This window comes from Saccharothrix saharensis (genome assembly GCF_006716745.1).
GTDB lineage: Bacteria > Actinomycetota > Actinomycetes > Mycobacteriales > Pseudonocardiaceae > Actinosynnema > Actinosynnema saharense.
Genome location: NZ_VFPP01000001.1, coordinates 3,717,607 through 3,741,355, shown reverse-complemented (window position 1 = coordinate 3,741,355; position 23,749 = coordinate 3,717,607). Strand labels below are relative to the sequence as shown.

Here is a 23,749-nt window from a genome sequence, read left to right as displayed (position 1 = left end):
CCAGTCTTGTGCCACTGTGGCCCCATGGGGAAATGGGGTGTCCTCGGCGCGACGGTGGCCCTGGCCCGCGCGGCCGTGACGTTCAAGGTCTGGCAAGAGGTCAAGCGGCTGCCGACGACGCAGGTCGACGCCGGTCCCGTCACCGTGGTCGTGCCGGCGCGGGACGAGGAGCGCAACATCGACCGGTGCGTCGCCGCGCTGCGCGAACAGGACTACGCGGACCTGCGGATCGTGGTCGTGGACGACGCGTCGACCGACCGGACCGCCGAGATCGTGCGGCGGCACGCCGAGGAGGACCCGCGCGTGCGGCTGGTGAGCAGTTCCGGGCCGCCGTCCGGCTGGGCGGGCAAGGTGCACGCGCTGCACGTCGGCACCGCCGGGGCCGACACCGACTGGCTGCTGTTCGTCGACGCCGACACCGAGGCCGCGCCCGACCTGGTCGGCCGGCTGCTCGCGGGTGCGCGGCAGGACGAGCTGGACCTGGTGTCCACGTCCGGGCGGGGGAGGAAACCGAGCGCGGGGTGGTGGCTGCTGCTGCCGCCGGTGAACCAGCTGCTGTTCGAGACGACGACCGTGGACGGGCGGCGCGGCATGGCGCTGGCGGTCGGGCACTGCATCCTGGTCCGCCGGGCGATGTACGAGCGGGCGGGCGGCTGGGCGGCCATCGCCGGGTCGCGCGCGGACGACGTCGGCTTCGCCACCCTGGTCCGCGACACCGGCGGCCGGACCCGGTACGTGGACGGGGCGGACTCGCTCACCACGTCCGGGCTGGACTCGTTCGGCGACACGTGGGCGTCGATGCGCAAGAGCATGGTCGCGGGCACCTCCCTCTACGCCAAGGGGCCGGCCGGCGCGTTCCTGTCGCTCGGGTCGACCGGGCTCGCGCACATCGCGTACGGCGTGGTGCCCGTGGTGACGGCGTTGCGCGGGTCCAGGCTCGGGCTGCTCGCGTGGCTGGCGCAGACGGCCGCCGGGTGGATCTTCCTGCGGCGGGCGCGGCAGCCGCAGCAGGCGGCCGTGCTCGCGCCGCTGTCCTACGTGACGTTCGGCGCGATGACGCTGGAGGCCGCGTGGCAGGCGCTGCGCGGCACCACGAAGTGGAAGGACCGGGACGTGCGAGGCTGACGTCCGTGGTTGACCCGCTGCGCGACCCCGACGACCCCGAACTGCTCGACCCGTACCGGGCCCGTGACCTGGCCGGGCTGGTGGAAGCCGCCCGGCTCGCCGCCGGCGCCGTCCGGTACGGCAAGGTCGGCCGCGTCGGGGTGGCCCAGGTCGTGGTGAACCGGGACAACCCGCTGCCCGGCGGCAACCACGCGTGCGGCGTGTACGGGTCGTCGGCCGAGGTCGCGGGCACGCTGATGCGGCTGGAGCAGACGTTCGCCGACGTGGGGCGGGCCGAGGCGGTGCTGTACGCGTCGCCGACCACGGTGGCCGAGATCGAGGGCATCGCCGACGACACCGGGTGGCACGCGGTGGAGGAGTCGCTGGCCGTCGTGCACCGCGGTGAGGTGCGGCGGTCGTCCTCGGTGCGGGCGGCGCGGGACGGCGACCTGCCCGGCATCGCCGAGCTGCTGGCCGACGACCTGGGCGTGGACGGGCCGAGGCTGCTGCGGCACCTCGGGCAGCGGTTGGACGACCCGCGGTGCGTGTTCGTCGTGGTCGACGACGGCGACCGGATCGGCGGGTTCGCGTCCGGGTTCGGCGAGCGCCGGGTGGGACTGGTGGAGCACGCGGTCGTGCGGCCGGCCCGCCGTCGCCGCGGGGTGGGCAAGGCGCTGGTGCTGGGCGTGGTGGCCGAGCTGCGGGAGGCCGGCGCGCTGCTCGTGGCCTCGCACGTGGCCGAGGGCGGGGCGGGGGAGCGGTTCGTGGAAGCCTGCGGCTTCGACGTCTGTTATCCGGTGACGGCGTACGCGCGCAGGGTGGACGAGCTGCTCGATTGAGTAATTAGTTGCCGCACCGCATATCCTTAGCACAGCTAACGGAGATCGGAAGGGGCGCACAGTGCTGGGGACCGGGTCCGACGCGAAGGTCAAGCCCCGGCTACCCGGCGAGGTGTGGGTGCTCGTCGTGGCGAGCTTCATCATCGCCCTCGGGTTCGGCATCGTGGCGCCCGTCCTGCCCGCGTACGCCAAGAGCTTCGACGTCGGCACGTTCGCCGTGTCCGCCGTGGTCAGCTCGTTCGCGCTGGTCAGGCTGCTGTTCGCGCCGATGAGCGGCCGGCTGGTGAACAAGTTCGGCGAGACGTGGGTCTACATCGTCGGCATCCTCATCGTCGCCGCCGGCACCGGCGCGTGCGGCTTCGCCACCGCGTACTGGCAGCTCATCGTGTTCCGGTCGTTCGCGGGCATCGGGTCGACCATGTTCACCGTCGCCGCCGTCGGCCTGCTGATCCGGATCACGCCCGCACCCATGCGCGGCCGGGCGTCCGGGCTGTGGGCGACCGGGTTCCTGCTCGGCAACATCGGCGGCCCGATCGTCGGCGCGGCGCTCGTGGAGATCTCCATCCAGGTGCCGTTCGTCACCTACGCGGTGGCGCTCGTGGTGGCCGCGCTCGTCGTGTGGTGGTTCCTGCGCCGGTCCACCCTCGCCGCCGCGCTGGACAAGTCCGTCGAGCAGGAGTCCATGCCGGTGCGCACGGCCGTGCGGCTCTCGGCTTACCGGGCGGCGCTGGCGTCGGGCTTCGCCAACGGCTGGGCCGTGTTCGGCGTGCGCATCTCGCTCGTGCCGCTGTTCGTTGTGGAGGCGCTGCACAGCACGCCCGCCATCGCCGGCATCTCGCTGTCGGTGTTCGCCGCGGGCAACGCCGCCGTGTTGATGATCTCCGGGAAGCTGGCCGACACCATCGGCCGCAAGCCCGTCGCCATCGCCGGGCTCGCGGTGTCCGCCGTCGGCACGGTCTGGCTCGGGTTCAGCGTGGGCGTGCCGATGTTCATGGTCGCCTCGCTGGTGTCCGGCATCGGCGCCGGGCTGCTCAACCCGCCGCAGAACGCCGTCGTGGCCGACGTGATCGGGACGAAGGCCAAGGGCGGACCGGTGCTGGCGGCGTTCCAGATGGTGGCCGACTGCGGTGCCATCGTCGGGCCGCTGCTCGCCGGCGTGCTGGTGGACCAGTTCTCGTACCAGGCGGCGTTCACCCTCACGGGTGCCATGGCGGCCGTGGCCCTCGTGTTCTGGCTGTTCGCGCCGGAAACCCTGCCGCGGGCCGAGGAGACGCACGTCGCGTCGGACGTGGCCGGGGAGTCCGGGTGCCTGGACGAGGGGCCCGAGGTGCCCGTCGGCGAGCGCGTGGCGGGCCGCCCGCGTCAGCCGGACGCGTGAGCGCTCAGGTTCTGCTCAGCATCTCTCGGTAGCCTGCGGACCGGCTTGTGACCGGGAGGGCAGTGCGGTGGGTGGCGCGGAGCGCAACGCTCGGAAGAAGAAGCAGCAGCAGCGGGCGACCAAGGCGGTGGTCGCGGCGCGTGGGACGTCGAGCGACCGGAACAAGGTCATCGTCGGCGTGGTGGTGGTCGTGGTCCTCGCCGCGGCCGTGATCGGCGGGGTGCTTTGGTCGTCCAAGTCGGATTCGGACGACTCACTGGCCAACCCGCCCGCCGTCACCGGCATCTCCGCGCCGATCGTCCGCGAGGGCGGCGCCGTGGTCGTCGGCGAGGCGTCCGCGAAGGTCACGCTGGACCTCTACGAGGACTTCCTCTGCCCCGCGTGCGGCAGCTTCAAGAAGGCCTACGGCGAGCAGTTCAAGCAGGAGATCGAAGCGGGCAACCTCCGCGTCCGCTACCATGCCCTGCCGTTCCTGATCCGGCTCTCCGACCCGGAGGGCTACTCCCGCGACTCCGCCAACGCGGCCCTGTGCGCGGCCGACGCGGGCAAGTTCTGGGAGTACCACGAGGCGTTGTTCGCGCGGCAGCCCGAGGAAGGCGGGCCGGGGCACACCAAGGACGAGCTGGTGAAGCTCGGCACGGACCTCGGGATCACCGGTGACGCGTTCAAGCAGTGCGTGGACAGCGGTGCGCACGAGCAGGACGCCCAGGCCGAGCTGGACGCCGTGAAGGCGACCGGCAAGTTCAAGGGCACCCCGACCGTGATGAAGGACGGCGAGATCGTCTCGTGGGACGACCGGGACTGGCTGACCAACCTGCTCAAGTAGGCGGTCACACCCCCGCCGAGCAGCCCGGATGCTGTTAGGGCACCCCCCGATTTCGTCCGAGCGGGTGCCGTGTTGTACGGTATTGCCACACGAGAACGGCGGCCCCAACCGCCGGGAAATGTGCAGGCAAGGGGCTGTGGCGCAGCTGGTAGCGCATCACACTGGCAGTGTGAGGGTCAGGGGTTCGAGTCCCCTCAGCTCCACAATCGAATACAGCACACGGATCGCCCGCTGACCTGCGGTAATGCAGGTGACGGGCGATCTTGCTTTCGGGTCCACTGTGGACTGGGCCTGCCGAACTGGAGCAATTCTGGAGCAGGCGGTGGCCCGGGCGAAATGTTGTCAGCAGTGTGCTCCAGGTCTCACTAACCTGGCTGTGTGGATCCCCCGCGGCTTTCCATCGCAGTAGCCACCGTCAATGTTCGACACCGGAGCCTCCTGCGCTGACATGACACGACCACTCCTGAACGACCGCGGCCTCGCGGTGGCGTGCGCACTGGTCTTCGCGACCTTCCTCGGGATCGCGGCACTCGGCTTCGCCCAGATCGCCTCGACCCACCAGTGGTGCGAGAGCGATGCGGCGGCACAACTGGCTTCGACGAGGGCGGTGGCCGAGCTGCGTCTGGACGCAACACCGGCCGTTGTTTGTCGAAGCGGTGAGGTGACCGTAGAGCTGCCGGTCACGCCGGTGTCAACGGCGTTCGAATATTGACCCCCGGTGGCCGGATGGAATCTGACCCCCTGGATGGTTGTTGATCTAGTCGTTGGTCTTGGTGGCAGGTGGGACCCGGCCGAGGTCGCGGTCCTTGAGGCGGTAGCTGTCTCCCTTCATCGAGATGACGTCGGCGTGGTGGACGAGGCGGTCGATCATCGCCGCGGCGACGACGTCGTCGCCGAAGACCTCGCCCCAGCGGCCGAACGGCTTGTTCGATGTGACGATCAGGCTGGCCCGTTCGTAGCGGGACGACACGAGTTGGAAGAACAGGTTGGCGGCTTCGGCTTCGAACGGGATGTAGCCGACCTCGTCGATGATGATCAAAGGGATCCGGCCGAGTTTGACCAGTTCGGCCTGGAGCCGTCCGGCGTGGTGGGCCTCGGCGAGGCGGGCGACCCATTCGGCGGCGGTGGCGAAGGCGACCCGGTGTCCGGCTTGGCAGGCGCGGATCCCGAGGCCGATGGACAGGTGGGTCTTGCCGGTCCCGGGTGGGCCGAGGAAGACCACGTTCTCCTTGCCCGCGATGAAGTCCAAGGTCCCGAGGTGCGTGATCGACTCGCGTTTGAGGGAGCGTTGGTGGTCGAAGTCGAAGTCCTCCAACGACTTGCGTGACGGGAACCGGGCGGCGCGGATGCGGCCCTCGCCGCCGTGGGACTCGCGGGCGGCGACCTCGCGTTGCAGACAGGCCGCCAGGAACTCCTCGTGCGACCAGGACTCGGCGCGGGCTCGTTCGGCCAGGCGCTCGACCGCGGCGGCCAGCGACGGCGCTTTGAGCGCCCGGGTGAGGTAGGCGATCTCGCTGGAAACGTTGCGGTTGTTGGCGTTGGTGGTCTTGGCGGCCATCAGGCGATCTCCTCGGCCGTGCTGTCGGCGAGGCCGAACATGCGGTCGTAGTCGGTCAGGTCGCGGTGCTCGACATCGGTGTCGACCGCGGGGACCGCGGCCAGGCGGCGGGACTGCCGCAGCCTGGCCGCGGCGGTGGCGTGGGCGGGGTCGGTGATGCTCTGGTGATCCGCCCAGCACCGTTGATGGCGGGCCGTCTCGGCGCCGTCCAGAGTCACCAGGACCTCCTCCAGAGTCGCGGTGATCTCGACCCGGCGGCCGACCGCCGAAGGGTGCACCGAGTAGTCGTTGGAGTCCACCCGGACGTAGTGATCGCGGGGCAGACGGGTCGTGGACCGCCAGCCGACGACCGGTGCGACCGGTGGCAGCTCGAGCATCGCGGACCGGTCGGCGTCCCATCGATCGGTCGGCCGGCAGCCCAGGCTCCGATGTCGGCGCCGATTGGCGCGCGTGACCAGCCAGTCGGTGAGCTGGGTGTTGAAGTCGGCCGGCGAGGCGAACCCGCGGCCGGGCAGGAACGAGGTCTCGAAGTAGCCGTTGACGCGTTCCACCAGGCCCTTGGCCTCCGGATCGGCCGGACGGCACTGCACGACCCTGATCCCGAGCGTCCCGCGGAAGGCGTTCATCGCCTCGGTCAACACCGGTTTCCCGCCGCGCCACTGGCCGACCGCGGACTCGTTGTCCCAGACCAACGCCCGAGGCACCCGGCCCCAACCGCCGATCAACGCCCAATGCCCGGCCAGCAGGTCCGGCGACTGCCGCGACGGAATCATCACCGCGGTGATCACCCGCGAGTAACCCGACACCATCACCAACACCGGCGGCCGACCCACCTGCCCGAACCCCAGCGGCACGTCCACGGGCGGGAACCACAGGTCGCACTGCGCCAACTCGCCCGGCCGGTACTCCGTCCGCGACGCCGGGTCCGGCGGCGCGAACAACGGCCGCAGCTCCCGCACCCGGTCCTTGAGCACCGTCATCGACCTGCTCCAGCCGATCCGCTCGGCGATCACCGTCGTGGGCATCGTCGGCCACTGCTCCAGCAACCGCCTGATCTCCGGCTCGACCGCGTCCACGATCGACCCCTTCGCCGCCCGCCGGTAGCGCGGCGGCTCGTCGGCGGCCAAAGCCCGCCGAACGGTGTTACGGCTGACACCGAGCTTCCGGACGATGGCCTTGATCGGCATCCCCTCGGCCCGGTGAAGACGGCGGATCTCCGCCCAGTCCTCCACGTTGAGCACTCCCTACTGTCAACGGGGGTCAGATTTCACCCGTCGCCAGGGGGTCAGTTTTCACGCGTCGTCGACAGCCGGCTGTCGCAGGCGTGGCGTTCGCTGTGATCGGCATGGCGATCAGCCTCATCACGGTCGTTGTCACCGCACGGCGTGTCCGCGCTGCCTAACGGCGTTGACAGCGAACAGCGCTTCGACGATCCACCGAGGAGCCCAACTGGTGAAGGTGCGCTGATCGACCCCCGTGACAGGGCTCTTTGCCACGGCACGATCGCCATTCGGCAGACCAGCTAGTGGCTTGTCACGCAGCCTTGGTCGGGTGATAGGTCCAGGTGCGGATGGGTGAGTCGGTGGCGAAGCCGGTCTTGGGTGGCGCTCGGGCGTTGCGCCGGCGGATGAACGAGCCGATGGCGGCGTTCTGTTCGGCGTGGGGAGAAGTTGTCCCATGACCAGGTAGAGCTTCTGACCGGGCCAGCGGGCACCCCGGCGTCGCGCAGGATGCGCCGCAGCGTCTCCCGGCTGATCGCGGTGACGGTGCCGCGGTCGAGCAGGTGCTCGCGGAGTTTCGCGAGCGACCAGGTGGAGAACGCGGACAACGGCCTCACGAACACGCTCGGACGACGAGCCACAACCACCTCTCGCACTCGACATGCGGGACCAGCCTCGCCGATCACCCCAACCGGTCGGATTTCGTGTCATCCCTCTGTGACAAGCCACTAGTCCGGAGGTGTGTCGCCCGGATGGAGGGGTGGAAGTTGGCAAATGCGCTCTGCGTGAATAACGCCGGTCGATCGTGTGTTCCCACTGGGCCTGTGCGGTGGTCCCATTTTCGACGGAACGAGCACTGAGTCCGCATTTATGCGGACTGCGGTGGTGTGGTGCTCACTAACATCGGTCGTCAAGTGGTGAAGTCGGTCGAACATGGTGTCGCCATACAGTATTTCCGGGATCACCTCGAATGCAAGGGGATTTCATGAGTCGTCCTTGGGAAGCCGACCCCGTCGCGCACTTCGCCAAACGACTTGGCAGGTCAGCCGTCCAGTTGGGTGTCACCAACGACGACCCCTCCTGCCCGGACATCTGGGAGCTGGGCAATGGCGACATCGCGGTCATCGGTCGAGACCTCACAGCGGACTACGCGTCCCGCTTACCCGACGGCGTCCACATCGGCGCGGACGAGAAACTCGTCGTGATCCCCGGTGTCATGCTGCGAGCAGCCAAGAGGGACATCGCCGATGAGTGACCCCGAAGCCGTCCTGAGCGGCACCAGACTGAGCGTCGACGAGTACCTCGACGACTTCAAGGACAACTTCTGGCACGACAACAACGGCGTGAACTGGAAGCTGGAACGGCGTCAGGAGTTCGTCGAGTCCTCCAACGAGAGCTGGGAGGCGTCCAGACGCAATGACTGGCGCAGATCGCTCGACCTGCTGGAGGAGGGACGTGCGAACATCGCCGCCTACGAGCGCAGGATCAGCGACAAGGGCATGGAAGTGCGTCGTGTGCGGGTGGTGGAGAAACCGATCACCCCGTACCTGCTCTGGGAGTTGACCTCGCTCCACGTCCGCCACCAGGTAGGCGGCAAGATCCGGGTGGTCGAGCGTGACCAGGTTCGTGCGTTCGAAACCGGCGGCACGGTGCTACCCGAACTCTTCCTCCTCGGCCGGACTATCGCCTACCAGGTCCTTTACGACGGTGAAGGCGTGTTGAGCGGTGCGGTGAAGTGCACGGTTCCCGATGAGGTCGGGCACTGGGGCGACGTCGTGGCTTCCCTGTACCACCAGGGTGAAGAACTCGGTTCGTTCTTCGACCGTGAGGTGGCCAGGCAATTACCCCTGGCGGGCTGACAGGTCATGACCGGACCCGACAGGCATGGATGGGGTGAATCGCACAACGACCTGAGCGGATCAGCCGAGGACGTCGTCCAAGCTCGTGATGTGATCGGCGGTGTGCACTTCCACCGTTCCGGGCGTCCCACTGCGCCGATGCCACGACAGCTGCCTGCTGACGTGCGTGGCTTCGTCAACCGTTCTGCCGACCTCGAATTGCTCACGCTGACATCGGCGGAGGTGGCGGACCGGGTCGTGGTGTGGGTGGTGGTCGGCACCGCCGGCGTGGGCAAGACGTCGCTGGCGGTGCGGTGGGCGCACCAAGTCGCCGGGGACTTCCCGGACGGTCAGCTCTACGTGAACCTGCGCGGTTACGACGCCGGGCTGCCGATCGGCCCGGACGAGGCGCTCGACCGCTTCCTGCGCGCGTTGGGCGTGCCCGGCAACCTCGTGCCGGCCGACCTGGACGCACGCTCGGCGTTGTTCCGGTCGCTCCTCGCGGGACGCAGGTTCCTGATCCTGTTGGACAACGCGGCCTCACCTGCCCAGGTAAGGCCGCTCCTGCCGGGTACCGCCGGGTGCCTCGTGCTGGTGACCAGTCGCGACAAGCTCGCCGGTCTGGTGTCCCGGGACGGCGCGCGTCGGCTGCGATTGGACATCCTGCCCCTCGACGAGGCCGTGTCGTTGCTGCGGGACCTCGTCCAGGAGTACCGCCCCCAGGACAACGACGAAGACCTGGCGCAACTGGCCAGGCTGTGTGCACGTCTTCCATTGGCACTGCGCATAGCGGCGGAGCGGGCGATCGGCAAACCGCAGACGTCACTGCGGGACATGATCACCGAACTGCGCGACGAGTCGAGCCTGTGGGATGCCCTGGGATCGGACGACAGCGACGCCGTCCGCACCGTCTTCGCGTGGTCCTACCGGGCACTGTCCAAGGGGGCGAGCCGACTGTTTCGCATGCTCGGCCTGTACCCCGGTGACGACTTCGGCCCCGCGGCTGTCGCGGCGCTGCTAGGCGGACCTGTGTCCACCGTGCGGCGCCTGCTCGACGACCTGGCCGGCGCGCACCTGCTGGAGAACACGGCGCCGGACCGCTACGAGTTCCACGACCTGCTCCGGCTCTACGCGCAAGACCAGGCGCGAACCGAGGAACCACCGGAGGCGGCGACGGCGGCCCTGGAACGCCTGGCCGCCTGGTACCTGCACGCGGCGTGGAACGCCGTCCGGGCGCTGATCCCCGAAGCCGCTACCCGCGAACTGCCGGCACTGCCCCAGGATGTGTCCGCCCTGGCATTCGCGAACCACCAAGATGCTTTGACCTGGTACGAGCACGAGCGCCGGAACCTCCGGTCGATGATCCGGGTCCTGGGCGAGCAGGCGCGGGACGAAGTGGTGGCACTCTTGGCCGACGTCCTGCGTGAGATCTACGCCCGCTACAACCATTTCGACGACTGGGTCACGACCGGCGTGGCGGGTCTGGACGCAGCCCGCCGATCGGGGAACCGCCGCGGTGAAGCAGACGCGTTGGAGAGTCTGGGCAAGGCACACACGCAACAGGGAAACCGGACCAAGGGGATTGAACACCAAACACTGGCGCTGTCGATCAGGCAGGAGATCGGCGACCGGCGCGGTGAGCTCGCGTCCACCAACGCGCTCGGTCTGGCGTATTTGCGCAACCACGAACCGGACACGGCGCTGCGGCACTTCCGGCGTTCCCGGGAGATCGCGGATGACCTGGCCGACGGCTACTGGACAGCGGTAACGTCCAACAACAGCGCCAACGCCCTGATCGAGCTCGATCGCCCAGAGGAGGCCGTTCCCCTGCTCCACGCCGCCTTGACCGGGTATCGGCGTCTGTCGATCCCGGGTGGCGAAGGCGACGCGTTGCGCGGGTTGAGCCACGCGCACCGCCTACTCGGTGTTCCGGACCAAGCACACCGCTTCATCAGCGACGCGCTGTCGATCGCAAGGGACCGCAAGAACCCCGCGTGGGAGGCGTTCTGGTCGCTGGAGGCAGGGCAGGTGTCCTTGGCTCTCGGTGATCCCGAAGCGGCCTTGGTCCTCTACCAGCGCGCGGCGTCGCTCCAGCGGCAGCTGGGCGACCGGATCAGGGAGGCTGCTGTCCTGGACGCCACCGGTGAGGCGTACCGGCAGTCGGGGCGACCTGCGGATGCCGTCGCGTTCCACCAGTATGCGGTGGACGTGTTCCGTCGATCCCGTGAGGAGTGGCGGATGGCCGTAGCTCTTCACAACCTGGGGGCCATCCTGATCGCCACGGATGGCGCGGAAGCCGCAGCGAGCGCCCTCGACGAGGCCGCAGCCCTGTTTGCTCGGTTCGACGACCCAGCCGCCCATCGCCACCGCGCCGAGGTCGACGCACTCCGTCGAGGTGGAGCAGACGATCCTGCAACGTTCTGAGCGGCTCGTGCCCGGCAGAGGTACGGAGTCCTGGTCGTGCTTCGTTGAGGATGCGGACCGAAGCCGCGGTCCGCGCCAACCATGTCCGCAGCGGATTCGCGCGGGTTTGGGCGCAGGTCGAGGAGCGGTTTGGTTGTTCATCCCCCGCCTACTGTTGGTCGGAACGCAGACCGGTCGAGTGCGCGGACCTCCGACTCAGCCTGCGGTCGAACTGATCGGGCAGAGCTCGATGGCCGACAACGGAAAGTCGCCCCGGACCGCACCTCATTCACGAGGTCTTGCTGATACCACGGTGATCAGCGAGACCTCCTCACTCCGCTTGATCGTCCCGATCGGCGGTGGAGGTGTTCACGAGTAGACAACCGCTCGCTCGCGGATCAGGTCCCACGTGCTGACGTCCAGCTCGGCGAAGACGAGCAGTTCATCGACCGATTGGAACGGGACCGGGTGTTGTTGGCGTGCGCGTTCGATCTGCTCGGTCGGCGCGGTTGTCGAGTCCGCAGCACTGCGCGATGACGGCTGGTGGTGCGGCGTTGATGTCGACCAGGCCGCCGTCGTCGTACTGCCGCGGTAGGTCCGGTCGGCCGATGCGGAGGTCGCGTGCGAGTGCCGGGTCGCGTGCGACGAGTGTGCGGGCTTCCTCTCGTTGGGTGCGCGGGGCCAGTGCCGCGGCGACAGCAGGGTCTGCGGCCCAGGGTTGCGGTGGCTGCGAGGGCGGCCGGACGGGTTGAGGGAGCCCGTAGACGTCACGCCGGATACCGCTGAGCTGGATGCAGGCTGCGGCCATGATCGTGATGGCGCCGAAGCCGCCGATCGTGCTGCGCACGTCCGTGGTCGACGCCGTGGACTCGCCCTGCGAGGAGGGCATGATGAACAGTAGGGCGATGGCGGCTGCGGCGTAGAGCGCGGTCCACAACCGACGCTGGAGGCAGTCTGGCGGGGTCAGCGGCCTGCCGGGCGTCCGTCCGGGTCGGTCATGCTTATGGTGCCACCGCGTGCCTGCAGGACCACGTCCGCGCGGTACTCGCCCTCGGCGAGCGCGGCGAGTTGTCCGAGGCTGACCATCCGCACGGTCTCGCCGTCGCGCTGGAACACCAGCAGGTTGCCGTCCTGGACGTAATCGCCGTCGTAGGTGCCGTCGCCGTCCAGTTCGACGGGTCGACCCAACTCCCGCTCGATCCGCGTGCCGGATGCGGGCCCGGTGAGGACGCGCACCGAGGTCCAATCGCCGGGTGCCAATTCCTTGAGCGGTCTGGAGTCGTCCGAGCGGGCCAGCTCGCCGATCGCCTCCTCAAGGTTCTCGTCGAATTCCACCATCACTCCCGAGGCGGTCTCGCTGCATCCTGCCAGCACGGTGAGCAGTGCGATCAGGGCCAGTATCGAGCGCATGATCAGTACTGGTCCGGAGTAGCCGACGGTTTGCCGGGGTCGTGGTCGTCGTTGCGCCCGGGGTTGTCCGTGGGCCAGGGTGTTTTCTTGGTCTCGCGAGTCTCGCCAGGTGGTACCTCGTTGGAGGGCACGAGGGTGTCGTTCTTGTCGATGACCACCATCTTGCCGTCCTTGACCGCCTGTTCGACCAGAGTCGCCAACTGCTCGGGACTCGCGTCCGGGTTGGCCTGCGCGATGCTGCGGCCGACCTCGTTGTTGTGCAGGTCCATGCTCACCGGGATGTGGTGGCTCGACGGGTTGCGCTCATGGGCAGTGGCGAACTCGCGGGCCCACTCCTCACCGTACCGCTGCGTCATCAGCGCATTCCAGTAGGCGTGCCGGAAGGCGTCCGCGTGCCCGTCGGTCCCGCCCCTGCCGTCGAACTTGCCCTCAGCGACGTGCAGCGCGTCCTGCCGGATGTCGCCGAACTCCTTGAGACCGAGCAGCCCCTTGCGCATCTGCAGGTCGTCGAGCATCTCCGCCTCGGCCTGGGTGACGCGCTCCTTCCTGATGCCCCTGCGTTCCGCGAGCCAACCGGTCAGACCGCTCGGCCAGATCGTTGTGCCATCGGTCTTGACCTGGTACTTCTCCAGCAGTTCGCGGTGCCGCCGATCATCGACCACGTGGTCTTCGCCCACCGTCGCGGCCGCCGCCAACGTGGTCGCCCCCGCGTCACCGATCCCATTCGACAGGATGCGCTTGAGCACGGAGTTCAACTCCGTGTCGATCTCGGCCGCTCGGGCCAGGATGCCCTGCACCTCGACCTGGAGGATCGCGATGTCCAGGAAGCCGCCGACGTCCGAGGTCTTTACGACGGTGCCGTTCTCGATGCGGTAACCGTTCCGCGCGGCGAATCGCTCGGTCGCCTCGACGCTGCGGACCAGGTCCCGTGCGGACTGCTCGGAGTCGTCGACGACCTTCCCCGCCGCGGACAGTCGCGCGGCGAGCTCCTCGAGTTCCTGACGACGAGCGCGGAGGTCGTCAGCCGCTGCTTCCGATGCCTTCCCGGTCCACCCGACCGGCGTGGCGCCGTCGAGTTCGTCCTGCAGGCCGATCACCTGCCTCTTCTGTGCGGAGAGGTGGTCGCCGACCTGTCCGATGACGTCCGGCTGCCATTGCTTGAGCTCGGACCACGTGGCCATCAGCGGCCTCCTGCCTTGCCGAACCCCCGTTCGGCGTCGTCGTCCTGCGTCCCGTAGTCGTCGGCGGCCGCAGTCAGTGCGTCCGCGTAGGAGTCCACACCTCGGGCCCACTTGTCGGTGGTGGCCTCCCAGTGCGGACCGAGCTCGCCGGCAGTCCCGGCGGACTCCGTGCCCGGCAGTGCGGCGGCGAGCTCCGCCACTCGGCCCAGCTCCAACTTGCGCACAACCCCTGCGGCCTGCTTCGCGGCATCGGCCGCGGCGCGCAGCGCTCGCGGATCGACATCGAACCCGGTCATCTGCCCCTCCCCGGACATGACCCAAAGTATCAGTGCCATCGCGGAGCGTATCCATATTTGTGCGGGTAGGAGAACACTGAACCCTCGACGCACATCCCCACTGTGAGGACTGGGCCGCACGGTTCGTTCACGCCCGGCCTGTCTCCACGGCCGTGGAGCGCACGAGTAGCCGAGGTGCGACCTTGAGGTGACGTGGGAGGGGTGCGCCGGGCCGGAGACGAGCAGTCCGTCACCGAGTGGAAGTAATGCGCAAGCTCTCCGACGAGGCGACGGCGGCGTGGCACGAGCGGGGTGAGCGGTTGGCTGAGCGGTTGGCCACGGCGCTTACGGTGCGGGTCGAGTTTCACACCGCGCGTGGAAACCGCGTGTACGGCGGTGGAGGCCGGTACTTGTTGGTGCCGTTCACACGCGGTGGGTGGAGCGGATCTGGAGCATCCGGTGGAGGTGAACGACGTGAGACGGCTTCGAACGGCCGTGAACGGCACCGGCTGACGTGCTGGTTCGCTGTTTGCGCTGCTCAGGGCACTTGTGGAACAGCGCTGGCGGAGTGAGGCTCAACTGTCGGCTGCATGTCGCCGCAGTCGGCATGGATCGGTGGTTGTTCGGCGCGGTTCGGTGATGTGTCGCGGCCTGTGTGTCTCGGTGGTGACTGCGGCGCACGGATGGTGTGGCTGGGCAAGACCTGGTCAACGGAGAGGACCGAGTCCGCGGCCTCCGCCTGACTCGGCGAAGTCTCGACGGTCGGTGCGGTGGTGTGGCCACCGCACCGACCTGTGGGCGGATTGAGGACGACGGGTCCTACTTCGTGGCGCACAGGGCCTTGTCGAAGAGGGCGATGACCTCGTACTGGTGGACTTCGTCGTTCGTCCCGGCGACGGTGACCGCCCGGCCGTCGGGGGTGATGGCGGCGCGGGTCTGGAAACCGTCGGCGTCGCCGCCGTGGCCGTACGCGGTGATCCCGCAGCTGAGCTTCATCTCGATGACGCCCAGACCGTAACGCCAACCCTCGAAGAGGCCGGGCGCGTCCACGGACTGACGCATCTCCGCCAGCCGACCGGGCTTGAGCAGCCGACCGTCCTGCAAGGCGACCAAGAACTTGTTCACGTCACTCGGGGTGGCGATCATCTGCCCCGCGGCACCGGCGATCGACGGGTCGAACCGGGTGATGTCGATCAGGTCACCGGCGATCGGCTCGCCCCTGTCGTCCTTGGGGAACAGGTAACCCCGGGGGTGCGGGGCACGGATGTCACGGTCACCCGGACCCGGGTAGTACGTCTCCTTCAGCCCGATCCGGTCGATGATCCTGCTGGTGACCACCTCGGCGAAGGGGCGTCCCGCCGCTTTCTGCGCCACCAGGCCCAGCAGCATGTACCCGGTATTGCTGTATGCCCACACCCTGTCCTGCCCGGGGGTGAACGTTGGTGCTTGCGTCAGCGCCGCGTCCAGCACCTCCCGGGTCTCGAAGTACCGGTCCTTGATCGGCAGGATCCCGTTGCCCATGAAGGGGACTCCGGTGGGCATCCCACTGGTGTGGTTCAGCAGTTGCCTGATCGTGATCGCCCGACCGTCGATCGCCGCACCGTCGCGGGTACCCCGCACCACGCCCGGCAGGAACTTCTCCACCGTGTCGTCCAGGGCGAGCTTGCCCTCGTCGGCCAACTGCAGGGTCGCCACAGCGGTGAACATCTTCGTGATGCTGGCGATCCGGACGTAGCCGTCCGTCGGCACCTTCGACCTCGTCCGGATGTCCCCCACGCCGGCGGTGTAGTCCGTCACCCGCCCGTTCCGGTCTCGCACCGACATCAGCATCCCGGGCAGCGACCCGTCGGCGACCAGCGCCTCCAGTCCCGCCTGCAGCGCCTTGTCGTGACCCGGCCTCGACCTGTCACCTGACGCGCCCGCCGACGCCACTTCCGTCAGCGCGAGTCCGGCGACCGCCACGGCCGCCATCGCCGCGGCGACCACGCGGCGCCGGCGCGTGGCACCCGGGCGGGTTCGGGCGGGACGACTGAGATCCTTCGGCAAGGGACACTCCCCAATTGAGCGGTTTGCACTGGCTCGATCAGTGTTGCCGTGGTCCCTGCGCCTCACGATCCCTTGTACTGCACACTTCCGGTACAGCCAGCACTACCTCCGGCGGCACCGGAGGTGGGAACGGGCAAGGGCTCGGGCGCGGTGTCAGCACACCGCGCCCGAGCCCTTGTCGTACGACTTCCCGGGTAGGGGAACCTACCCTTCAGCCGGGCCTCAGGTCGCGCACAGCGCGGCGTCGAAGAGCGCGGCGCGGTCCGCGGCGACGGACTCGTCCTTCACCGACCCCTTGAGCGAGGTGACCACGAGGGTCGCCGCGCGGCCGTCGTCGGTGGCCGCGTTGGTGGTCGAGTAGCCAGGGATGTCGCCACCGTGCCCCCACGCGACTCCTCCGCAGCTCAACGGTGTGCTGAACAGGCCGAGTCCGTAGCCCGACCCGGATCTCGGGTCGGTCGGGATGGTGGTGCGCATCTGGGCCAGCTGGGCCGGTTCGAGCAGCTTCCCGTCCAGGAGCGCGCGCAGGAACGTGTTGAGGTCGTCCGGTGTGGAGATCAGATGACCGGCGGCCCAACCCCAGCTCGGGTCCATCCGCGTGAAGTCGACCAGCTCGTCGGTCGCCGGGTCGCGCTGGTAGCCCCGGGGGTGGCGGCCGCGGATGTCCTCTTCTCCGACCTCGGGCGCGTACGTGTCGCGCAGACCGATCCGTTGGACGACCCGGGTCGTCACCAATTCGTCGAACGGGCGGCCGGTGACCCGCTGGGCGATCAGCCCGGCCAGGACGTAGTTCGTGTTGCTGTAGGACCAACCGCCGCCCGCGGGCACGCCGTTCTCCCTGGCGTTCGCCAGGTCGAGCAGCTCCCTGGGCTCGAGGTAGACGTGCCGGTACAGCAGGAAGTCGCCCTTGGTCTCGAACATCGAGTCGGTGTAGTCGGGTAGGCCGCTGTTGTGCTGGAGCAGTTGGCGGACCGTGATCCTGGTGGCGTCCACGCCTTGGCCGCGCACCAGACCAGGCAGGTACGTCTCGATCGACGCGTCGAGTTCCACGCGGCCCTCACCGACGAGCTGCAGCACGACGACGGAGGCGAACATCTTGCTCGCGCTGCCGATCCGCACCCTGCCGTTGACCGGCACCTTGCCGCCGGTCCGCAGGTCGCCGACCCCGGCCGTGTAGTGGCGGGTCCGGCCGTGCCGGTCCCGGACAGCGGCCAGCGCCCCGGGGTGCCGGTCGACACCGACGAGCTCGTCCAAGCCCTGCTGTACGGCGTGGGGGCGGTGCTCGGCCCCGGCGGCTTGGACCGGGCCGCCGAACGCGAGACCGCCCGCCGCGGCCGCCACCACCGTCATGGCGACCACGCGGCGGTGCGGCGAGGAGGATGACCGTTCTTGCTGGGAAGGGGATGTGAACAAGGCAGACGACTCCAGGGTTCCGCGGACGTCGGTCCTGCGATGACCGACGGGATTGAGGCTGCTCACCTCCACCTCGGCGAACAATCCAGCCCACTGGACAACCGGGGTGGTGGTAGCGCCCCGAGACGGGGCAAGCCACGACGGTCAGCTCGCTTCGCGTGCACCATGGGGTCCTGTTGATCGGTTAAGGTTCGGCCGGGGGGTGGCATGGCACAGGTGCGCAAGCGCCTGAGGGCGTCGTTCGACGCTGTCGCGCGCTTGGTCGGCGGCCTCGGCACGGCGCTGCTCGCGCTGGTCGTCCTGGTCTGGCTCGGCGTGGTCGCGCTGCTCAGCTGCGTGGGTGTCGGCGTTGTCCTGCTGCCCGCCGCCCTGCGCGCGCTGCGGACGGTCGCGAACCGGGAACGGGTCCGGCTCGGTGTCCTCGCCCCTGCCCCCGCACCGCACCAGGCGCTCGCTGCGCTGCGCGACGTGACCGTGCGGCGTGAGCTGACCTGGCTGCTGCTGCACGCCACGGCCGGCCTGGCGACCGGATTCGTCGGGCTCGCGATGCCGGCCACGGCGCTGCAGAACACGACGTACCCGCTCTGGTACCACCTGCTGCCGCCCGAGGACAACACTCCCAGTCTCATCTTCTGGGCGGTCACCGACTTCACCGGCGCCCTGGCGGTGGCGTTGACCGGCGTGTTCTGCGCCGCTTTCATCGCCGGGCTGGGGCCGGCACTCGTTCGGGTGCAGGAATGGCCGGGCCGGCACCTGCTGGCGCCGCCCGCGGGCGTCGACCTCTCGCTGCGGGTCGCCGAGCTGACCGCCACCCGCGCCGCCGCTCTCGACGCGCACGCCGCCGAGCTGCGTCGCATCGAGCGGTCGCTGCACGACGGCACGCAGAACCGGCTGGTCGCGGTGGCCGTGCTGCTCGGTGCCGCGCGGCGGGCCGTGGACCGGGATCCGGCGGCGGTGGGTGCTGTGCTGGACCGGGCGCAGGACGCGACCGAACAGGCGCTCGCCGAGCTGCGGGCGGTGGTCCGCGGCATCCTGCCCCCGGTGCTGGCCGACCGCGGGCTCACCGGTGCCCTGGCCGGCCTCGCGGGTAGCTGCGGCGTGCCTTGCGAGCTGGTGGTGGACGTGCCGGGCCGGTGCGCCGCCTCGGTCGAGGCCACCGCGTACTTCGTGGTGGCCGAAGCCCTCTCCAACGTGTCCAAGCACAGCGGCGCCGCGAGCGCCGTGGTGGCGGTGAGGCGGGAGGGGGATCGGTTGCTGCTGCGGATCGTCGACGACGGCCGGGGTGGCGCGGACGAACGCGACGGGTCGGGCCTGTCGGGCATCCGCCGACGGGTCGAGGCGCACGACGGGCGCCTGACGCTGGACAGCCCGCTCGGCGGGCCCACGACGATGGAGGTGGAGCTGCCGTGCGGATCGTGATCGCGGAGGACGACCCGCTGCTGCGCGAGGGGCTCGCGCTGCTGCTGCGCGCCGAATCGCTCGACGTGGTGTCCACCACCGATACGCCGGAGTCGTTCCTGGCCGCGGTGGCCGAGCACGAGCCGGATGTCGCCATCGTGGACGTGCGGATGCCGCCCACTCACACCAACGAGGGGATCGTGGCGGCCGTCGAGGCGCGACGACGCCGACCCGGCCTCGCGGTGCTCGTGCTCTCGGCGTACGTGGAGCAGGCGTTCGCCACCGAACTGCTCGCCGCCGGCGCCGACCGGCTCGGTTACCTGCTCAAGGAGCGAGTGGGACGGGTCGAGGAGTTCTTGAGCGCGCTGCACCGGGTGGCGGGCGGTGGCACGGCCGTGGACCCCGAGGTGGTCGGCCAACTGCTGGCCCGCAACCCGCACACCAGCGCGCTGGACCGGTTGAGCCCCCGCGAACGGGACGTGCTCGCGCTCATGGCAGAAGGGCTGGGCAACGCCGCCATCGCCGAGCGGCTCTTCATCACCGAGGGCGGGGTGCACAAGCACATCCGCAGCATCTTCGCCAAGCTCGACCTCGCCCCCGACGACCGGGCCGACCGTCGCGTCACCGCGGTCCTGCGCTACCTCAAAGGCACCGGACCGAAGTAACGCCGCTGCGGTTGGTTCGGGTGGATGTTTGTTGGGCGCAGTTCGTTGCTGTGATGTGGTTCGCGCGTCCCAGGTGTGATTGCGGCGCGTGGATCGCCTGGTGAGGCCAGGTCTGGCCGGTGTCCTGAAGCGCCTGGTCTGTGGGGCGGTCAGGTCGTGGCTTGGAACCTGGCCGGATCAATGGACTTCATGCTGGCACTCCCGCTCTCCTGGCCCGCCCCGATGGAGGTGTAGCGCCGGCGTTCGAGCTCATCGCGTTCAGCATCCGGGATCGTCATCGACTCGGCGAGTGCGGCGGCGAGCGCGTCCACTTGCTGCTCACTGCCGTGCGGGCAGCTCCAGTCCATCGGGGATGACTCCGGCGTGCCCTCGTCGCAGGACCGGAACGCCCGTGCGAACGGACCGTCAAGCCTTGAAGATCATCGTGCGGTGCCACTCGAAGTAGGGTGCGGATGAAGATGTGTAGGCAGTGCAGGGGCGTCCCCTCAACCGGCTGAGACGGTCGCGCATGCTGCCTTGCGGAACTTCGTCCGGTGGCCGTGTCCGCACGTGCCCGTTGTCGTCGACGGTGATCCAGCCGGATTCGTAGAGGGCGTCGCAGCCGAACGTGCAGGCGAGCATCGCTACGTTGCCGAGGTCGCGGCGTTCGTCATCACTGCACGCGGCCCGCTTCTTGATGTGGGCGGCGACGAGGAAGTCCAGTGGGAACAGATCGCCGCACAGGACGCACCGGGCGGATGTCCGACCGCGGGCGAGCCGGCTGCGTAACCGACCCTGTTCCAGCCTGATCTTCACCTGGGCGGTCGAGTCCACCGGGCCGTTGTGGTGGTCGTCGGTCGGCGGTTCGCCGAGCACTACCACGGTAGGTTTGCCGGTGAACCTCGCTCCGGGTAGAACCGCCAGGACGGCGCCCACGAACGAACTTCGATGACCCAGTTCGCCGGGGGTAACCCGTACCGAGCCCTGGGTGGCGAGCAGGTTCAGACCCTTCTGCACGGTGCTCACCGGGACGGGTTCGCCCTCGGGCGATCGTTCCGTCCTCACGATGACGATGTCGCCTCGCACGGCCAGGATGGTGTTCGGCTTGCCGGACACGGTCCGGATGTCGATCCCGATGAGTGCTCTGAGCAGGTCGACGGCCTTCGGGAGGGCCGGCAGAGGATCGGCTCGGGAGGCCGGGCCTTCCAGCCGCTCGGACGTGTCGGCTGGACCTGATCGCTCAACCATCGCCACCCGCGGCCACGCACGCACCTCCTGACATGTCGTGACCGCAGCATAGGAAAAGGAAGCCCGCCGCGAACAGGTTTCACGATGGTGAGGGGAGCTCGTGGTTGTCGCGCCTCGTGTGGGTCCGGTCAGTGAACGCGGTGGACGACTCGCCGGAGCAGGCGCGGTTCACGGCAGCCTCGGCTGCGAGGGGCACCACGACTGGGAACTACCCGAAGGTCGCTACACCCTGGCCGTGCTGTTCGAGTACGCGGGCACTCTCGGGTTGCTGAGGGTGAACCCTGGCCTGATGAGGGCGACGGCGTCCTGATCCCGCTGATTTATCTCGACGGATCGCATCCGACCGGTCACGCGGCTCGCGGGCTTTGCCACTCGTCGTCTCGTCTTCGAGTGATCGACGGGTGTCCCCAATGTCCACCGAGTAATTCGCCGATGGTGTCAGATGGTGCTTTCCTCGCGCTTTCGCGGTGGTGAAAGTGGGAAAAGTTGTGGCGATGCGGGGGCGTCCGGGTTCTCCGGGCGCTAGCGTTCGGCCGTGATGTTCCTTCGGATTGTTCGCGTCATCCTCATCGTGCTCGGCATCGGCACGGCGGCGCTGGGGATAGTTCTGATCGCCGTCGACGCCCGGATGACGGGTGGTCCCATCACGGCGTCGTGGAGTTGCAAACCAGAGGGCAGCGGCACGTCCGGGCGTGTCACGTGCAGGACCGACTCGGCCACCTACGCCGGGCCGGGCGGGTTGGTCGACACGCTCAGCTACCTCGGTCTCACGATCGGCGGGGTGGCGTTGATCGGTTCGGCGGTCGCGATCGGGCAGTTCGACCGGACTCGGATCGCGGCCGCGCCGGCGCAGGGGCCGGTGGGGCCACCGGCGGGGGCACCGCCCGGTCCGCCGTTGCCGCCGCCGCCCGGTCACGGTCCGCAGGCCGCGCAGGTGCGGGGACCCGGCGGCACGTGGTGACCACGGCGGTCCACAGCGGACCGGACTACGGGACGGCCCTGGCGGCGAGCAGGTTGGTCCGCTCGCGGTCCAACCTGCGGAACGCGGCGTCATAGCCGTCGAACGCCGGTGAACCGGTGCCGGGTGCGGCGACCTGCGGTCTGCGTTCGGGCGCGTCCGGTGCGATGACCTGCATCGCGGCGGACGCCGTGGCCAGGTGGTGGGCGGCCAGGCGGGAGAGCGCCGCGGCGCGGTTGGCTGGGCTGTCGGTGGTCGCGGCGAGTTCCGTGGCGTAGGCGCGCAGCAGGCTGTGTGGCTGGTAGCGGCCGTCGAGGTCCTGGTTGACCAGGTGCGCGCAGACCAGGGCGTCGAGCAGGTGGCGGGCGCGCCTCGGCTCGAGGTCGGCCGTGGCGGCGACGGCGGGGATGTCCAAGGCCTGCCCTTGGTGCACGCCGAAGAGCCGGAACACCTCGGCTGCGGCGGGGTCGAGCTGTTGGTAGGACCACGAGAACACGGTGCGGACGGACGTGCGGGGGTCGTCGTTCGCGCGCAGCAGGTCGAGCGCGTACCGCTGGTCGGCGAGTTCGGTCGCCAGGTCGGCGAGGGCACGTCCCGGTCGCGACTGGATGAGCTCGGACACGACCCGGAGGGCCAGGGGTAACCGCGCGCAACGCTCGACCAGTGTGGCTACCGCTTCCGGTTCAATGTCGGCGCGATCGCCGAGCAGGTCGCGCAGCAGGCCCACCGCGTCGGCCGAGGGAAGGAGGTCCAGGCGGATGCGGTGCGCGCCGTGACGGGCCACGAGGCCGGCCAGTGAGTCCCGGCTGGTCACCAGCACGAGGCAGGACGACCCGCCGGGCAGCAGCGGGCGCACCTGGTCGACGCTGCGGGCGTTGTCCAGCACGATCAGCATCCGGCGCCGGTCGAGGAGGGTGCGGAAGAGGGCGGCGCGTTCGTCGAGGCGGTCCGGGATCGCGGTGAGGCCGGAGGACCGCAGGAACGCCGCCAGCACGTCCGCCGCGGACACCGGCCCGTCCGGACCGTGGCCGCGCAGGTCCGCGTGGAGCTGCCCATCCGGGAACCGGTCGCGGACCCGGTGCGCCCAGCGCACGGCGAGCGCGGTCTTGCCCACCCCGGGAGTTCCGGTCACCGCGGCGATGGACGCCGATCCGTTGGCGGACAGCACGCCGTCCAGCTCCGCGAGTTCGGCTTCCCGGCCGACGAAGCCGGGCACGTCCACCGGCAGTTGGGCGGGGACGTGGCGTGATGGCCGCGGGATCGTCGGCAGGTCGTCGGCGAGGATGCGGTGGTGCAGGTCGCGCAGCTCCGGGCCCGGCTCCAAGCCGAGTTCGGACACCAGTGCGTGCCGTGCCCGGCGGTAGGCATCCAGGGCTTCCGTTCGGCGGCCGGTCCGGTAGAGGGCGGTCATCAGCAGCACGTGCAGGCGTTCCCGCCACGGGTGTTCGCGGACCAGTTCGGTCAGCTCGCCGACCTGGTGCACGCCGCACGTCGACTCGGCTGCGTGCAACGACTCGACGGCGGCGAGGCGGCGTTCGGCGAGGCGTCGTGCCCAGTCGGCCAGCGCCGTCGTTTCGAGGTCGGCGAACGGCGTGCCGCGGTACAACGCCAGCGCGGATCGCAGCGACTCGATCGCCCGTTGCGGGTCGTGGGTGGTGGCTGTGCCTGCTTTGACCAGCGCTTCGAACCGTTCCGCGTCGACCTCGTCGGCGTGGGCGTGCAGTCGGTAGCCGTTCGAGCCGAACGTCAGCCGGTCCGGCGAGTCGAGCACGCCGCGCAGCCGGTGGACGTGCAGCTGGAGCCTCTGCGCCGCCCTGGGGTCCGGTCGGTCGCCCCACAGCGCTTGGGTCAGCACGTCGGCGGGCACGGGTTGGTCGGCCCGTTCCAGCAGCACGCCGAGCAGCGTCCGTTGCAGCCGACCGGACAGCACCTCCACCCGGTCTCCGTGCCGCACCTCCACCGGTCCGAGTACTCGAAACTCCATGAGCCCCCCGGTCACCGGCCAATCGT

21 protein-coding genes and 1 tRNA gene are annotated in these 23,749 nt (G+C 69.5%); 12 read left to right on the top strand and 10 right to left on the bottom strand.

The features are described from left to right. Positions 1 to 24 precede the first annotated feature (24 nt). From FHX81_RS16015 to FHX81_RS15990, 6 genes are all read left to right on the top strand, one after another. On the top strand, positions 25 to 1,125 hold the full coding sequence (locus FHX81_RS16015) for a glycosyltransferase (protein WP_141978932.1): 1,101 nt from the start codon (positions 25 to 27) through the stop codon (positions 1,123 to 1,125). 5 nt (positions 1,126 to 1,130) lie between these two features. Next, positions 1,131 to 1,943 carry a GNAT family N-acetyltransferase gene (locus tag FHX81_RS16010; protein WP_141978931.1) on the top strand — a complete coding sequence of 271 codons (813 nt, stop codon included), beginning with the start codon at positions 1,131 to 1,133 and terminating at the stop codon, positions 1,941 to 1,943. A 61-nt stretch (positions 1,944 to 2,004) separates the two neighbouring features. After that, on the top strand, positions 2,005 to 3,321 hold the full coding sequence (locus FHX81_RS16005; RefSeq protein WP_141978930.1) for an MFS transporter: 1,317 nt from the start codon (positions 2,005 to 2,007) through the stop codon (positions 3,319 to 3,321). 67 nt (positions 3,322 to 3,388) lie between these two features. Then, positions 3,389 to 4,147 (top strand): DsbA family protein, encoded by a 759-nt coding sequence (locus FHX81_RS16000; RefSeq protein WP_141978929.1) that lies wholly within the window; start codon positions 3,389 to 3,391, stop codon positions 4,145 to 4,147. A gap of 130 nt (positions 4,148 to 4,277) precedes the next feature. Further along, positions 4,278 to 4,350, top strand: a tRNA-Ala gene (locus tag FHX81_RS15995). Positions 4,351 to 4,565: 215 nt separating this feature from the next. Further along, positions 4,566 to 4,859 carry a hypothetical protein gene (locus FHX81_RS15990; RefSeq protein ID WP_141978928.1) on the top strand — a complete coding sequence of 98 codons (294 nt, stop codon included), beginning with the start codon at positions 4,566 to 4,568 and terminating at the stop codon, positions 4,857 to 4,859. Between the two features lie 45 nt (positions 4,860 to 4,904). Here FHX81_RS15990 and istB read toward each other — a convergent pair whose 3' ends face one another. Both istB and istA read right to left on the bottom strand, forming a co-directional pair. After that, a complete protein-coding gene (gene istB, locus FHX81_RS15985) occupies positions 4,905 to 5,705 on the bottom strand; it encodes an IS21-like element helper ATPase IstB (protein ID WP_141978927.1) in 801 nt (266 codons plus the stop codon). Next, complete coding sequence (istA, locus tag FHX81_RS15980) at positions 5,705 to 6,946, bottom strand: IS21 family transposase (RefSeq protein WP_141978926.1); 1,242 nt, start codon at positions 6,944 to 6,946, stop codon at positions 5,705 to 5,707. The genes istB and istA overlap by 1 nt, the downstream gene beginning before the upstream one ends. Before the next feature lie 964 nt (positions 6,947 to 7,910). On the opposite strand from istA, the gene FHX81_RS15975 reads away from it, so the two are divergent. From FHX81_RS15975 to FHX81_RS15965, 3 genes are read left to right on the top strand one after another with little or no spacing between them, the layout of a single operon-like run. Next, complete coding sequence (locus FHX81_RS15975; RefSeq protein WP_141978925.1) at positions 7,911 to 8,180, top strand: hypothetical protein; 270 nt, start codon at positions 7,911 to 7,913, stop codon at positions 8,178 to 8,180. Further along, positions 8,173 to 8,784, top strand: a complete 612-nt coding sequence (locus FHX81_RS15970; RefSeq protein WP_246107840.1) for a DUF6879 family protein — start codon at positions 8,173 to 8,175, stop codon at positions 8,782 to 8,784. The genes FHX81_RS15975 and FHX81_RS15970 overlap by 8 nt, the downstream gene beginning before the upstream one ends. A gap of 6 nt (positions 8,785 to 8,790) precedes the next feature. Then, positions 8,791 to 11,187, top strand: coding sequence for an ATP-binding protein (locus tag FHX81_RS15965; protein ID WP_141978924.1), 2,397 nt, complete (start codon positions 8,791 to 8,793; stop codon positions 11,185 to 11,187). A gap of 942 nt (positions 11,188 to 12,129) precedes the next feature. Here the strand turns inward: FHX81_RS15965 and FHX81_RS15955 are convergent. The 5 genes from FHX81_RS15955 to FHX81_RS15935 all read right to left on the bottom strand — a co-directional run bounded on the left by FHX81_RS15955 (position 12,130) and on the right by FHX81_RS15935 (position 17,428). Further along, positions 12,130 to 12,576: a hypothetical protein gene (locus FHX81_RS15955; protein ID WP_246107839.1), complete on the bottom strand. Its 447-nt coding sequence runs from the start codon at positions 12,574 to 12,576 to the stop codon at positions 12,130 to 12,132. A gap of 2 nt (positions 12,577 to 12,578) precedes the next feature. Beyond that, positions 12,579 to 13,757: a DUF6973 domain-containing protein gene (locus FHX81_RS15950; RefSeq protein ID WP_141978923.1), complete on the bottom strand. Its 1,179-nt coding sequence runs from the start codon at positions 13,755 to 13,757 to the stop codon at positions 12,579 to 12,581. Continuing rightward, positions 13,757 to 14,053 carry a hypothetical protein gene (locus FHX81_RS15945; protein WP_141978922.1) on the bottom strand — a complete coding sequence of 99 codons (297 nt, stop codon included), beginning with the start codon at positions 14,051 to 14,053 and terminating at the stop codon, positions 13,757 to 13,759. Before FHX81_RS15945 ends, FHX81_RS15950 begins: the two co-directional genes overlap by 1 nt. Before the next feature lie 798 nt (positions 14,054 to 14,851). Beyond that, a complete protein-coding gene (locus FHX81_RS15940) occupies positions 14,852 to 16,078 on the bottom strand; it encodes a serine hydrolase domain-containing protein (RefSeq protein WP_211363495.1) in 1,227 nt (408 codons plus the stop codon). Between the two features lie 222 nt (positions 16,079 to 16,300). Next, a complete protein-coding gene (locus FHX81_RS15935) occupies positions 16,301 to 17,428 on the bottom strand; it encodes a serine hydrolase domain-containing protein (protein WP_141978921.1) in 1,128 nt (375 codons plus the stop codon). 270 nt (positions 17,429 to 17,698) lie between these two features. Between FHX81_RS15935 and FHX81_RS15930 the strand changes: the two genes are divergently transcribed. Further along, complete coding sequence (locus tag FHX81_RS15930; protein WP_141978920.1) at positions 17,699 to 18,910, top strand: sensor histidine kinase; 1,212 nt, start codon at positions 17,699 to 17,701, stop codon at positions 18,908 to 18,910. Then, a complete protein-coding gene (locus tag FHX81_RS15925) occupies positions 18,898 to 19,554 on the top strand; it encodes a response regulator transcription factor (RefSeq protein ID WP_141978919.1) in 657 nt (218 codons plus the stop codon). Before FHX81_RS15930 ends, FHX81_RS15925 begins: the two co-directional genes overlap by 13 nt. Before the next feature lie 149 nt (positions 19,555 to 19,703). On the opposite strand, the gene FHX81_RS15920 is transcribed toward FHX81_RS15925, so the two are convergent. Together FHX81_RS15920 and FHX81_RS15915 are read right to left on the bottom strand one after the other, a co-directional pair. Then, complete coding sequence (locus FHX81_RS15920) at positions 19,704 to 19,865, bottom strand: hypothetical protein (RefSeq protein ID WP_170231853.1); 162 nt, start codon at positions 19,863 to 19,865, stop codon at positions 19,704 to 19,706. A 94-nt stretch (positions 19,866 to 19,959) separates the two neighbouring features. Then, positions 19,960 to 20,787, bottom strand: coding sequence for an HNH endonuclease (locus tag FHX81_RS15915; protein WP_141978917.1), 828 nt, complete (start codon positions 20,785 to 20,787; stop codon positions 19,960 to 19,962). A 529-nt stretch (positions 20,788 to 21,316) separates the two neighbouring features. Between FHX81_RS15915 and FHX81_RS15905 the strand changes: the two genes are divergently transcribed. Then, entirely contained in the window at positions 21,317 to 21,742 is a 426-nt protein-coding gene (locus FHX81_RS15905) for a hypothetical protein (protein ID WP_141978915.1), read from the top strand. Positions 21,743 to 21,767: 25 nt separating this feature from the next. Here FHX81_RS15905 and FHX81_RS15900 read toward each other — a convergent pair whose 3' ends face one another. Further along, positions 21,768 to 23,738 carry an AfsR/SARP family transcriptional regulator gene (locus FHX81_RS15900; RefSeq protein ID WP_141978914.1) on the bottom strand — a complete coding sequence of 657 codons (1,971 nt, stop codon included), beginning with the start codon at positions 23,736 to 23,738 and terminating at the stop codon, positions 21,768 to 21,770. Between the last annotated feature and the right edge of the window lie 11 nt (positions 23,739 to 23,749).

Excerpts from the sequence above, each read along its gene's own strand:
- FHX81_RS15930 (WP_141978920.1), top strand. The coding sequence starts at position 17,699 with ATGGCACAGGTGCGCAAGCGCCTGAGGGCGTCGTTCGACGCTGTCGCG.
- FHX81_RS15965 (WP_141978924.1), top strand. The coding sequence starts at position 8,791 with ATGACCGGACCCGACAGGCATGGATGGGGTGAATCGCACAACGACCTG.
- istB (WP_141978927.1), bottom strand. The coding sequence starts at position 5,705 with ATGGCCGCCAAGACCACCAACGCCAACAACCGCAACGTTTCCAGCGAG.
- FHX81_RS15950 (WP_141978923.1), bottom strand. The coding sequence starts at position 13,757 with ATGGCCACGTGGTCCGAGCTCAAGCAATGGCAGCCGGACGTCATCGGA.
- FHX81_RS15975 (WP_141978925.1), top strand. The coding sequence starts at position 7,911 with ATGAGTCGTCCTTGGGAAGCCGACCCCGTCGCGCACTTCGCCAAACGA.
- FHX81_RS16015 (WP_141978932.1), top strand. The coding sequence starts at position 25 with ATGGGGAAATGGGGTGTCCTCGGCGCGACGGTGGCCCTGGCCCGCGCG.
- FHX81_RS15990 (WP_141978928.1), top strand. The coding sequence starts at position 4,566 with ATGTTCGACACCGGAGCCTCCTGCGCTGACATGACACGACCACTCCTG.
- FHX81_RS15935 (WP_141978921.1), bottom strand. The coding sequence starts at position 17,428 with ATGACGGTGGTGGCGGCCGCGGCGGGCGGTCTCGCGTTCGGCGGCCCG.
- FHX81_RS15970 (WP_246107840.1), top strand. The coding sequence starts at position 8,173 with ATGAGTGACCCCGAAGCCGTCCTGAGCGGCACCAGACTGAGCGTCGAC.
- FHX81_RS15945 (WP_141978922.1), bottom strand. The coding sequence starts at position 14,053 with ATGACCGGGTTCGATGTCGATCCGCGAGCGCTGCGCGCCGCGGCCGAT.
- FHX81_RS15955 (WP_246107839.1), bottom strand. The coding sequence starts at position 12,576 with ATGCGCTCGATACTGGCCCTGATCGCACTGCTCACCGTGCTGGCAGGA.